At 70.0% G+C, this 12,606-nt stretch carries 8 protein-coding genes; 7 read left to right on the top strand and 1 reads right to left on the bottom strand.

What is annotated here, in order from left to right; all coding sequences use genetic code 11:
• Window positions 1-58 precede the first annotated feature (58 nt).
• Both VQ03_RS20170 and VQ03_RS20165 read left to right on the top strand, forming a co-directional pair.
• Window positions 59-1,057: a magnesium transporter CorA family protein gene (locus VQ03_RS20170; protein ID WP_048452692.1), complete on the top strand. Its 999-nt coding sequence runs from the start codon at window positions 59-61 to the stop codon at window positions 1,055-1,057.
• A 1,992-nt stretch (window positions 1,058-3,049) separates the two neighbouring features.
• Window positions 3,050-4,090 carry a hypothetical protein gene (locus VQ03_RS20165; RefSeq protein WP_048452691.1) on the top strand — a complete coding sequence of 347 codons (1,041 nt, stop codon included), beginning with the start codon at window positions 3,050-3,052 and terminating at the stop codon, window positions 4,088-4,090.
• A 415-nt stretch (window positions 4,091-4,505) separates the two neighbouring features.
• Here VQ03_RS20165 and VQ03_RS20160 read toward each other — a convergent pair whose 3' ends face one another.
• The gene (locus VQ03_RS20160) at window positions 4,506-6,719 is read right to left on the bottom strand and encodes a DUF4214 domain-containing protein (protein ID WP_053078670.1); all 2,214 of its coding nucleotides are present in this window, start codon (window positions 6,717-6,719) and stop codon (window positions 4,506-4,508) included.
• A 524-nt stretch (window positions 6,720-7,243) separates the two neighbouring features.
• Here VQ03_RS20160 and VQ03_RS20155 point away from each other — a divergent pair.
• From VQ03_RS20155 to VQ03_RS20135, 5 genes are all read left to right on the top strand, one after another.
• The gene (locus tag VQ03_RS20155; RefSeq protein ID WP_048452690.1) at window positions 7,244-7,660 is read left to right on the top strand and encodes a hypothetical protein; all 417 of its coding nucleotides are present in this window, start codon (window positions 7,244-7,246) and stop codon (window positions 7,658-7,660) included.
• Between the two features lie 61 nt (window positions 7,661-7,721).
• On the top strand, window positions 7,722-8,387 hold the full coding sequence (locus VQ03_RS20150) for a ParA family protein (RefSeq protein ID WP_048452689.1): 666 nt from the start codon (window positions 7,722-7,724) through the stop codon (window positions 8,385-8,387).
• Between the two features lie 148 nt (window positions 8,388-8,535).
• Window positions 8,536-9,963 (top strand): DUF6212 domain-containing protein, encoded by a 1,428-nt coding sequence (locus VQ03_RS33860; RefSeq protein ID WP_048452688.1) that lies wholly within the window; start codon window positions 8,536-8,538, stop codon window positions 9,961-9,963.
• The gene (locus VQ03_RS33180; protein ID WP_048452687.1) at window positions 9,960-11,900 is read left to right on the top strand and encodes a glycosyltransferase family A protein; all 1,941 of its coding nucleotides are present in this window, start codon (window positions 9,960-9,962) and stop codon (window positions 11,898-11,900) included. Before VQ03_RS33860 ends, VQ03_RS33180 begins: the two co-directional genes overlap by 4 nt.
• Before the next feature lie 43 nt (window positions 11,901-11,943).
• Window positions 11,944-12,516 carry an NUDIX domain-containing protein gene (locus tag VQ03_RS20135; protein WP_048452686.1) on the top strand — a complete coding sequence of 191 codons (573 nt, stop codon included), beginning with the start codon at window positions 11,944-11,946 and terminating at the stop codon, window positions 12,514-12,516.
• Window positions 12,517-12,606 lie beyond the last annotated feature (90 nt).

Here is a 12,606-nt window from a genome sequence, read left to right as displayed (position 1 = left end):
GGTCCCCGTCGCGCAGGAGCCCATCCGGTCATGAACACGCTGCCATGGTGACCCTGCCATGATGACCCTGCACGGTGCCGAGGGTGTGGTCGCCGAGGGGCACGCCTGCACGGCCCAACCCCTGCCGAGCCACGGCACCTGGCTCGATCTCGAGAATCCGAGCGAGGCCGAGACCGCGCTGGCGGAGGCCGCGACCGGGCTCCGGGTCCCGTCCCGGGCGGCCCTCAGCGAGGTGCAGAACTCGCGCCGGCTCAACCGGCGCAAGGACGCGTTCTATCTCAGCACCCCGATGGTCTCGTTCCGCGACGACGACCTCACCTTGCGCCCCCTCGGCTTCGTGCTGACGCCGGAGCGGCTTCTCACCGTCCGATTCCAGCCGCTCGCCGCCTTCGACACCGTGAAGGCGCGTCAGGCCGAGCGGGACGGGCCGGCCTCCAGCGTCGAGACGTTCCTGGCGCTCAACGAGGAACTGATCGACCGCATGGCCGATACCCTTGAGACGATGAGCGACGAGCTCGATTCGCTCTCGACCCGGATCTTCACCTTCGACACCAGCGCCAACGGCAACGGACGGCGCGAGGGGGCGGCGCCGAAACGGCGCGACCTCGCCCTGCGGCGCCTCCTGCGCGCCATCGGCCGGCGCGGCAAGGCGCTGGCGAAGCTGCGCGCCTCGCTGCTCGGCCTCGGCCGCATCCTCCCTTACGTCGCCGGCGAGGCCGAAGCCTGGCTGAAGCCCGAGGAGAAGGCCCGCTTCGAGAGCCTGCGCCTTGACGTCGCCTCCCTCGACGAGTTCGAGACGCGCCTGTCCGAGACCGTCCAGTTCCTGCTCGACGCCACCCTGGGCCTCATCAACATGGAGCAGAACAACACCTTCCGGGTGCTGACCGTGGTCTCGGTCATCGGCATCCCGCCGACCCTGATGGCCTCGGTCTACGGCATGAACTTCAAGCACATGCCGGAGCTGGATTGGACATTCGGCTATCCGTTCGGGCTCGCGGTGATCGCCGCAAGTGCGCTCGCGCCGGCGGTCTACTTCAAGCTGAAGGGGTGGTTCTGAACGGTGAGATCGTTCGAGCCGGCTGTTCGATGGAACCAGTTCGAAACAGGTTCCAATTCATAAATATTACTATCCATTCACTAATAATATAGCGGGCGCCGTGTCGCGTCCGGCGATCGGCGGCAGGGCAGAGGCCCCTATGCGCGGGCGTCCGGGAGCGGGCCCCAGCGCGCGTCTGACCGCGTCGGCAAGGCGGCGCCGACGGTCCTTCGTGGGGCTGCTATTCCGCCCCTCCCGGAATCGGCTGCCAATGGATTCGCTTCCGGAAAAAGGGCCGTCCGACGCTCGCGCTGCCGGACGCGCGGAGGCGGGGCAAGGGTTCATAGGCGTGGGTTCATGGGGCCGCTATTCCTGGGGCTGCCATTCCCGCTCTCTCCGTCTGTGGGGGGCATTTCCGATCTCCTCGCCTGAGCAACGTGAGCGGACGGTCTGCGTCATGCCCGGTAGCGGACGCGCCAGCGTCCAGGAGCATTCGTGGGGCTCCCGCTCCCAGATAATGTCAATGATAGCAACGGCTTATCCCGAGAGCCGGTCCGGGTGGCAGGTTGTGGGGCCATCATTCCCGCCCGCGGGCCGGTCGCACGCTTCCGAATGTGCCAGCCCCCTCTCGGCGGACAAGAACGGCGGTCGCGCCTGGCAGGGTGCCGGCTGTGCCGCATCCGAAAGCTGCCATGCGGTGCGCTCACAGTCGGGAGGGGCGGTTCGTGGGGCTGTCGTTCCGAACAAAATCATGACCTGACAATGCTTTACGACTATCGGCTCGGGTCCGGCGTCATCTCTCGCGAGACCATTCCGTGCACCGATCGGCATGGTGGCCACGACGTTGCTCGCGGGTGGTGGGGCTGTCATTCCCGATGCACCACGCTGCCTCAGATCGCCGCTCGGGGAGCCGCGGGGCCGTCTCGGTTCGCGTCCGGCGCAGCCGGATCCTTGCCATCGCCTCCTGCGATGATCGTGGGGCTGCTGCTCCCGCGCGCCACCAGCATCATCAATGACTTACGCCGTCACCGCGAGATCGGATGATCCGACGGACCTTCGGTCCGGCCGCGCCTCGCTCGTGGACGCCGCCAGCCCTGGGCTTTCCTCGCAGGGACGACCCCCAATCCCCCGATGCGGCGGGAAGACCACGTCTCCATCGGTCCGCGATCCCTTCGTGGGGGAGCAATTCCCGTCTTCTCGTTCCGCCCTGCCTCCCCGCCGAATCTTGAATTTCCGATTCCCGTCAGCGAGTCCAGCAACCGATCGGACTTGTCCCGGTTCCTGTGCGGCGGATCCATCCACCGGGGAAGTGTGGGGTCACGCGCCGTTCGTGGGGCTGCCGTTCCGCCAATCGCGGCTCGATGCCGTGTCGCTCCCGAGATGCCTGTCCACGCGTCGTGGTCCTAACCGATTGAGTCATCAAGAAGACCGCCTCGTCTCAGCGGGATCGGTGCGCCACCGGCTTGCCGAACTGGTCGTGGGGCTGCGTTTCCCGGCCAACGATCTGACAGACCGCGTCTTTTCAGCTTGAAGCGCCCCCGATATGCGAGGCCGTCGCCACTCCGACTTCGGGTGCGTGGGGCTTTGATTCCGGTCTTAGCCTTTGTGTGAAAAGCGGTTTTCCTCGAAATCCACGGATCCGCCACCCTTCGGCAGCCCAAGTGCCGCCTGTCATGGAGCGCGGCCTTCGACAGGTGGCTGTGGATAAGCCTGTCGACTATTCGTCGATTCTTTGTCGATTTAACAGTCTACGGAGTCACCCTAATGATTCCAATAACTTGCAAGCCGTTCGCGGGGCCGCCATTCCGGTTCGCGGGGCTGCGGTTCCCGGTCCTGGGGTTGCGGTTCCGGATTCCGGGGCCGCGATTCCCGCTAGTCTGGAGATTATCCACAACTCCACAGGCCGCACACAGGTTTTGAACAGGCTCGACTCGCCACATTTCATGGGGCTGCGATTCCTGCCGCTTGAATTCTGTTCGTGACTCGGTGTTCTCTGTCGGCGCCGGAGGGGCCATGCAAAACCAGCTGGACAACGATCGGAAGCTGACCGAGGCGGAAGAGAAGCGGCTCGCGCGCGACAAGCGGACGAGGCTCAACCGGCGTGGTCGCAAGGATCCCTCCGCGGTGCCGGCACGGCTGACGCGCACCTCGGCTTTCGCGCCGCGGCGCTATGGCACCGTGAACGCGAATATCGAGCGCGTCTTTCATGTTCCCGGGCACTCCGTCGTGCTCGTGAAGGGCGGCGAGCTCGGCTCCGTCCACCGCGACATGATCTACGCGCTCTTCCGGCTCAAGAGTAAGCTCGCCAACAGCCGGGTTCGCAACCCCCTCGCTCCCGGCAACGGCACGCTCGACGGCGTATCCACGCATATCGACGTCATCGAGAGCGTCGTGTCCTGGCGCGATCTGCTGCTGACGATGGGCAAGACGCAGCACGTCAACAACGTCATGACGATGGTGCACGTCATGGAGGAACTCCGCAGCATCACGATGACGATCTATGACGGCGATCCCGATGAGGTCATGCGCAGGCTCGCGGCGGGCCGGGTGCCGCACGGCCGTGGCCAGATCACGGGCGTCATCGACGGCGTCGAATGGGACGGCGTGCGGCTCGACAGCAAGGTCAGGGTCCGCTGGGGCCGGACCGTCATGACTGCCTTCCGCACCCGTGCCATGGTCTCGCTCAATGCGGAGGTGCAGTTCGCGCTCAAGAGCGAATACGCGAAGAGCTTCTGGCCGTTCATCGATTCCAACCCGACGCATGTCTACATCGACGAGACGATGCTGGCGTCGCTGATCTCCTACGATCTGTTCGGAGCCGACGACACCAACGCGCGACGCTCGCAGTTTCGCAAGGATTGCCGGCAAGCGTTCGACGACATGGTCAAGTCGGGAGGACTTCGCCACTACACGATCGAGGAACTCGGAAGCGGCCGCATGAAGGTGCGCCGCTACCACTACAAGCACGCCCTCCCGACGGCCGCCGAGAAGGGCGACATCCAGCTCGATCTCCTGGCGTCCCTCCAGGTGGCGGAGGCCGGCACGAGCGGCTGACGGGGGCCGGCCACGAAGGCCTCGACAACCCGATTCACCGATCCAGGCCGATGGTCGACCGCGCGGTCCGACGACGACCTCGTGCCGCGACCAGCCTGCGCCGAGCCGGGCGGGAAGCGCCTCGACCGGTGCCGCCGAGATCCGCGGCCGCGCCGGCGGGGGCCGGCCACAGGAAGCGGCGGCGTGAGCATCGACGGACGGTCGAGCCCACGGGCCCGAGACCTCCTCGAGGAGCGCGCCCGGCCCGTCGCGCGCGGGACCGGACCGGCAAAAGCCGCGACGCTCCCGCTCTCCGGGGCTCGGTGCCGCGGAGACCGGGAGCGTCGCGGGCCGCCGGGGATCGGAGGATGGACCGTACCGCGAGGGATGGCGGGAGGGCCCTGGACGGGCCCTCCATGCCCGGTCGTTTCGGGCCTCAGGCCAGGACGAGGCCGTGGTGGAACGTGTCGCTGTGGTTGTTCTGGTTCTCCGGGCTGAGGGCGAAGCCGATCAGCACTTCCGCCCGGTTGAGCGCGTTGTGATCCAGAGCCTCCGTCCAGTCGGCGAGACCCGGCGCGTCCGGCGCCCGGTGCAGGGCATTCTCGTAGAGGTCGGTCACGAAGGCGACGTTGCTGCTGGTGGTGCCGTAGTTCTGGATGAATTCCTGCGAATTGATGAAATGATCCGCCACGAACTTGAGGCTCGCGCCGGTATCGAGCACGTTCGTCCAGTTGACGAGCCCCCCGATATCGGGCGCCCGGTCGAACGCCGCCCCGTAGAGCAGGGCCGCCGAGCTGGCGTTGCCCTGGGTGTCGATCAGGACGGTTTTGTCGTTGAACTGCACCTGCTCGACGCCGCTGATGACGTCGGTCTTGTCGCCGCGGGACAGGTGCCAGGAATTGTCGGCCTGCTTGAGGAAGCTCCAATCCTTGTAGTTGCCCGCCTCCACGACCCGGTCCTGGCCGCCGCCGCCGGTGACGACGCTGTTGCCGCTGCCGCTCACGAAGACGTCGTTGGCCGCCCCGCCGACGAAGGTGGTGGCGCCGTGGCCGCCGACCAGCGTGTTGCCGTGTTCGTTCGCGATGAGCGTGACGTTGCCGTCGCCGGCATAGGCCGTCGTGACGACGCTGTCGGCGCTGAGCGTCATCGCGTGCCCGGCGATCGTCGAGGTCGCGCCGGCATGCAGGTCGATGACGTCGTTGGTCGTCGTCGCGGCGGCGTTGATCACCGCGTGGCCCGAATTGGCGTGGATCACGTCCCGTCCTGAGCCCAGCGTGCCGTAGGCGTCCGTGAACACGAAGACGTCGTTGGCCAGGGCGGCGTCGGCGCCGTGCAGCGCGAGCGTAGCGCCGGTGAAGGTTCCGGTGGCGGCGCCCGCCCCCTCGCTGATCTGCAGGGTCCACTGCCCCGCGCCGCCCTCGCTCAGGAATGCGTTCGAGTTGAAGGTGAAGGACTGGAAGGCCGTGTTGCCGCCGTCATGGTCGAGCAGCGTGCTGACCGTGCCGTCCGGCGAGACCAGCTGCACCGTGAGGTCGCCGACCTTGGCGTGCGTGCCCTGCAGGGTGATCTCGGCGGTCTCGACGTTGATCGCCTGGCCGACGGTGAAGGTGTAGCTGATGCTCGATCCCGCGCTCAGGGTCTTCGTCTGGGACGCCGTGACGCTGAGGTTGAGTTCGTTCGCCGAGGTGTTCTGGCCGGTCCAGGTCTCGGCCAGGCGCACGGCGGTGCGGGCATCGACGACGCCGAAGCCGGTATCGTTGGAGAATTTCAGGCCGCCGCCGTTCCAGTGGTCCGCGCCGTTCGTGGTCGTGGCGATGGCACCAGGCTGCTCGGCGGCGTAGGCCAGGATGGTCTTCACGTCGCGCCAGCCGAGATTCGGGTTGGCCTGCAGCATCAGGGCGGCCACGCCGCTGATCTGCGGGGCGGCGGCCGAGGTGCCGCCGAACAGGGTCGTGGTGTCGCCTGCCGAGTAGCCGGCGGTGCCGGCGAGGTCGGTGGTGGTGAGGGAGCGTGCGCCGCCGCTCGAGGGGGCCGCGACCAGCACCGAGGCGCCGCCATTCGAGTAGCTCGCGACGGAGCCCTCGGAGGTCACCGCCGCGACGGTGACGACGTGACGGTCGTTGGAGAAGTTCGACAGGTTGGTGTCGCCGCCGGTCGCCCGGCTGTTGCCCGCCGCCACGACCTGCGTGGTGCCCAACCCGCCGCGGCCGTGCTCGGCGGCGTTCGACAGGGCGGCGAAGAACGGCGACCAGGCGGCCTGCGCGCGGTTGACGTAGAGAGCGGCGTCCCAGCCCCAGGAATTGTTGGTGACGTCGAAGTTGACGGCGTTCGCCATGGCGGCGGCGACCTTGCTGCCGGAGACGCCGATCACCTGGAAGCCCGTCAGGCTGGCCTCGTAGGCCACGCCGATCGGCGCGGTGGCCGACGGCCTGGCGCCGAGGAGGCCCGACACCGCCGTCGCGTGCTGCCCGTTGTCGTCGAAGATCCCGATGTTCACGCCGGCGCCGGTCGCCTGCTTCCAGGCGTTCGTCGCGTTGAGGCCGACCGCGCCGTTCTGGAGGTTCCACATCGCCTGATCGGCCGTGGCCGGCGCGATGGTCTTGGCCGACAGGACATTCGCGAGGGTGGACCAGGTGGTGGGGTTCGACATCGTTCTGCTCCGAAGAAGTTGAGAGCAAAATGCCGGTATCGGCTGTCCAACAGGTTGAGATCTAAAGTTAAGCGAATGGCACCAGGCCACATCCTGAATAAAACCCCAACTCAGGATCTGATTAACCTCACCAAATGGCAATATGAATTAGATCTAAATGAGAATGTAAACTTCACATGCCGTAAACTGAACGAATGTTTGCTGCTAACGTCTCGAAAACGATCTTGGAAATTAGGGAATCATGAAGCCTGACCGGTAGGAGGTCGTGAAGCTTGACGAGTGGTGAGCCGAGGCCGGCCGGCCTCTCGCGCGCGATCGCGCGCTGCGTTCCGGCCGGTCGCCCGCCCTCGGGCCGACCGGCCGGTCGGGGTGCCGCTCAGTCCTGTCCCGGCCGGTCCGCCGGCTTGCACCAGGACAAGGCCTCGTGCAGAAGAGTATCCGCCGTGCGAGAGCGGTGACGAGGCGCAATCCTTCGCGGGGCCGGCCGTCGCGGTGGCCACTCTGATCCAGGTCAGGTTTGCGTGATGAATGTCGACTCGCGATCCGCGAACATCGTGATCAACGTGCTGGCCTTGTGCGCGGCGCTGCTCTCGGTCGTCGGCACCGGCTACATCATCAACCACGCCTTCCAGGCCCGGCGCGCCGAGGACGATACGGCTGCCCTGACGATGAACGCCATCGCGGGCGATCTCGACAGCCGTCGCACCCTCGCGTCCTGCTACGTCGATGGGTGCCCGCCGCTGCCGCGCTCCGAGATCATCGCGTGCGCTTGGCGCAAGATCATCGCCGAGGGCCCGGAGAGCGGCGAGGACGACCGGACGCGCCTGCACGCCGTCTGCGACCCGCTGAGCGCGAGCGAGCAGGAGATCTCCGAGAACGCGAAGGCCTCGCTCCAGCGCCGCATCCAGGCCCGGCGGGCGGCGGCGCGGGCCGAGCCGTGACGGCGTGGCGGCGGGCTCCGATCGGGCGGCCTCGTTTCATCGGACAACGCTCCGAACCGCCATGCACGTCCTGACCGTGGCCGCACATAAGGGCGGCGCCGGCAAGAGCACCGTCAGCATCCTGCTCGCGTCGCTGTTCGCCCATGCGCGGCTGCGGGTCGTCCTCATCGACACCGACGAGGGCCAGAACACCGCCTTCGCCTGGGCCTCGCGGCGGGCGCTGGCTCAGCCCGCCGTGGTGACGATCGATTCGACCGCGCGCCTGACCGACCTGGTCGGCGCCGCCCGCCGCCACGGCATCGATTTCTGCCTCATCGACACCCCGGCGGGGTACAGCGCGATGGGACGGGCCGCGGTCGAGGCGGCCGACCTCGTCATCATCCCGACGAAGTGCGACGCCGCCGACCGCTGGGCCTTGCGCACGACCGTCGAGGCGGTGCGGGAGGCGGAGAAGCCCTTCCTGATCGTTCCGACCGACGTCCCGCCGCGCCGCCTCGGGCGCGAGGCGCCCGAGCTGCGCCTCCTGCGCGCGGACCTGCCGGACCTCGCCTCCGCTCTCTGGAACGGTCAGCTCACCGGGCGGCGCAGCATCGGCCAGAGTATCGCCGAGGGGCGGGCCCCGAGCGAGGTCGACTGGCGGGGCGTGACCAGCGCGGAGTGCCGTGACCTGTGGCGGCGCGTCATGGACGCCGTGCCGACCGGCCGCGCGGGAGCCTATGCGTCGTGAGGATCGCCCTCTCTCACCCGCCCCGAACCCGCGGCCCGACGAAGCGGGTCTCGCTTCGCCGCGGGCGATGTCGCATGACCGGAAGCCCGGTGCCGCCTCCGCGCCTAGCGGCGGTGGCGTCGGCCGGCCCCCCCGAGGAAGCGTGTCCGTGACGCCCCATCTCCCGCCGTACCGTCCCTTGCCCGTCCTGTGTGCCCTGGTCGCCGGCGACGTGCCGTGGCGCGAGGCCGAGGTGCCGGCCGGCGTGGTGCGGATCGAGGTCGTCGGCCTCGTCCAGGACCGGCTGGTCTACCGGGGCGGGGACGGGCGCGAACTGACGACGTCGCTCCCGCCCTCCGCCTGTCTCGGGCTGTTCGCGACCGCGGCGAGCCTCGCGCTCATGCAGCAGGTTCGGGATTGGCTCGTGCGGCAGGGCGCGGCCGACCTGCCGGCGGTGATGCAGGTCGATGGGGAGGCGGCGGCGCTGATGCGCGTCCTCCTCGCGCGCCTCGCCGCCGAGGCGGAGGCCCTGGCCGAGGTCGCGAGCAGCTATGCCCGCCAGGTCGCGGTCCTGCGGGGCGAGGTCGAGACCCTGGCGACGATCCGCGCGGACCTCGACCGCTTCATCGGCGATGTCGGGCTCGCGCGCCTCGTCTGCGTCTTCGCCACGGGCGACCCGGATTTCGAGACCCAGATCGAGCTCACGCCGGGGGCGGCTCTGCGCCAGCTGCTGCCCGTCGCGAGCACGGGCGTGGCGGGGGTCGCGCTCGCCGTGGCGGCGAGCGAGCGGCCCCTCGCCCCGCTCCGGGTCCGGCTCGTCGCCCTCGAGGACGGTGCTACGCTCGCCCAGTGGCGGGTGGCGAGCCCGCGGGAGGACGGCTGGGTCCGCCTGGGGCTGCCGCGCGCGCTCGACGGGATGACGCGCACGCTCGCGCTGGTGGTCGATTCGGCCTCGGCGGATATCGGCTGCGCCAACCTCGCCCTCGGCGGCCACCAGGCGCTCGTCCCGGCGCAGCTCAGCGACGAGGCGACCGGCGAGAGCGTCGCTCCCCATTCCCTGGCGCTCAGAATCTTCTCGGCTCTGCCCGGCACCACGCCGCCGCACCCGCCCGGGACCGTCACGCCGGACCCGGCCGAGCTGGTGCCGGCGCCCTTCGCGCTTCGCGCCGTCCCGCGCGAGGTCCTGGCCGGAATCGTCTCCGAGCCGCCGCCGCCGGAAGGGACGGTCCCGGACGCCATCTTCATGAGCAGGCACGACGCCGCCCTCTGCCGCGCCGGCCGGCAGGGACGCATTCCCGGCGGCTGCCCGGCCGGCGCGCGCGGCGTCCTGCTGCGGGCCCGGGTGCAGGCGGGCGTGCCGCGCACCCACGCGGCCTGGTTCGGGGTCGACGAGCCCGGGCTTGCCCCGGAGGCCGAGCCCGACCCGGCGCTCTGGCGGCAGGTGACGCTCGACGGCGAGACCCTCCAGGAGGTCTCGATCCTGTTCGCCGAGCCGCTCGCCGAGCCGCGCGACCTGCTGATCGCCTCGGAGCCGCCGGCCCAGGACACCGACGACGCGGTCTGGATCGTGATCGCTCAGCTGCAGGCCTACTTGTGAGGACGCCTCGCCCGGCCCGTAGCGGCGCGCCGACGACCGGTCCTCGCATCGCCGTCGTCATCCCGGTCTTCCGCCAGCCGCAATTCCTGGTCGAGGCGGTCGCCTCGGCGCTCGACCAGGACGGCGAGGTCGCCTGCCGCGTCGTCATCGTCAACGACGGCTGCCCCCTGCCGGACACCCATGCCCTCGGCCTCGCCTCCGCCCTGTCCGATCCGCGCGTGATCTACCTGCGCACCGAGAATCGCGGCCTCAGCGCCGCCCGCAATGCCGGGATCGACGCCGCCCTGGCACAATGGCCCGACCTCACGGCGATCGCCATGCTCGATGCCGATAACCGCCTGGCCGCAGGCGCGCTGGCGCGGGGCTACGACGTGCTCGCGCGGGACGCGACGGTGAGCTGGGTCTTTCCCCAGATCAACAAGTTCGGCATCACCCTCTCGGGACATGCCGCGGTGCCGGTCTCTCCGCTCCACGTCGTGTTCCAGGGCAGCTTCATGGATGCGAGCTCCCTGGTCCACCGCCGGGTGTTCGATGCCGGCCTGCGCTACGACGAGACGTTGCGCGACGGCTTCGAAGATTGGGACTTCTGGCTCGGAGCCTGGTCGCGCGGCTTTCGCGGCCGCTGCGTGCCCGGCATGGGCCTCGATTACCGCTACCGGCCCGAGAGCATGGTGCGCAACGCGGCCCGGCAGCGGCCCCTGCTCCTCGAAAGCCTGCGGCGACGCCACCCGGACCTGTTCGCCGCGCGGGTGCTGCTCGCCGCCGAGCAGCAGCATCATCCCCGCTACGGGCTGGTGGACGAGGTGATCACGCGGTTCACCGATGCCATGGCACCGGCCGAGCCGGTGCCCGGGACGGAACTCGCCGCCTTGCTGTGGCGCACCCTCGCCGAGCCCGAGCACGCATCGCTTCCTCCCTATCTCCTGTGGGGCGAGCGTGCCGTCGTCGCCGCGCTCACTCGGGCCAAGGTGCTGCAGACCGCCCTGCGCCACCTCGAGGCCGCCGCGGATGCGGCGGGAGGAGCGGCCGTCCTGCGTCTCGAGGCGGGCGATTCCATCGCGGTCCGGCCCGCGGAAGGGGAGGGGGAAGCCCACCTTGTCCTCCTCGCCACCGGGATCGCGGCGGCCGCCGTAGCCGGCCACCGGCTGCCGGCCTCCGACGCCGCGGATCCGCCGGGCGATCCCGCGGCCGGCGCGGCGATCGTGGCGCTCGCCCGGCCCGACGGCGCTCCGGCGCCGGGCCGCGCGCTCGAGGCCCTGCGCGCCACGCTCGCCACGTGCCGCCAGGAGGTCTCGCGCTGGGAGCCGCCGCAGCGCTGGCACTGGCAGCTGCGGACCCTGCCCGATGCCCGCGGGATCGTCGAGGCGCTGCGCCGGGAGATCGGCGGCGCCCCGCTCTCGAACCTGGCGCGCCGTCCCGACCGGCCCTGCCTGGCCGTCGCCACGGCGGACGATCCGGGAGAAGCGGTCAGGACCGCCGCGCGCTTCCTGCGCGCGACCGGGAGCGCACCGGCCGACATCCACCTCGTCCTCGGGGGACGCGGTCCCGGCCTGGTCGCCGTGCCGTCCGGTGCGACGCATCTCGAGCTTCTGGACTGGCCGGAGAGCGGGGCGGGGGCCTTCCGCTATTTCGGCCAGAGCTTCGACCTGCCGCCCCCGGACGATCCCGAATGGCGGAGCGTCCGCGGCGCGCTGGCGGGCTTCGACACCCTCCTCGTGACGACCGAGCGCCTGTTGCCGTTCCTGGCCGAGTGGCGGGCCAAGGGGACGCGAATCGCGGTGTACCAGGACCCCGCCGGCTGGCCCGCCCGCGCCGATCGCCTGATCCTGGCCTTCGAGCACGCGATCGACATCGTGCTGGTCGATACCGGGGAGGCGGCGACGAGGCTCTCGGCCCTGGGCATTCCGGCCGCGAAGATCACCGTCCTCCCGGCGTGACGGGCGGCTTGCGGCCCGGGACGCCCGCGTGCAGAGGGAGCGCATGACCGACAACGAGCATTTCCGCCTGCGCGTCCTGCACCAGGGCTGGAACACCTTCGGGATCGCGACGATCCGGACCGCGCACGGGGATACCGTCGATCGCGCCTTCGAGCACCACGGCGCCGCGGCCGGGGTGCTGCCCTACGACCCGGAGCGGCGCTGCGCGCTGCTGGTGCGCCAGGACCGGGTCGGCGTGCTGTACTGGGGCGAGACCGAGCCGATCGCCGAGGTGCCCGCCGGCGGACTCGACCGGAAGTCGCCCGAAGCCACGGCCGTGGAGGAGGCGCTGGAGGAGGCCGGCGTGCGCCTGTCCTCGCTCGAACTGGTGGTCGAGGCCTACGCGATGCCGAGCGTCTCCTCGGAGCGGATCTGGCTCTACCTGGCGCCCTACAGCGAGGGCGACCGGATCGCCGAGGGCGGTGGCCTCGCGGCCGAGGGCGAGCGGCTGATCGTCGAGGAGATCGGCCTCGACGCGCTCGCCCGGCTCGCGGCGGCGGGCGAGCTGCGCGACATGAAGACCCTGGTCCTGCTCCAGGCCCTGCAGCTGCGCCGGCCCGAACTCTTCGCAGCATAGAACGCCGCGCCTTCGCAGCGACGTGCCGCTGCGAAGGCGTCCGGCGCATCGGCGCCGACCTGTTCGGGCTCAGCCAGCGCCGTCGAACGA

The organism is Methylobacterium tarhaniae (assembly GCF_001043955.1).
Taxonomy (GTDB): Bacteria; Pseudomonadota; Alphaproteobacteria; order Rhizobiales; family Beijerinckiaceae; genus Methylobacterium; species Methylobacterium tarhaniae.
This window is presented reverse-complemented; position numbering and strand designations above follow the sequence as displayed.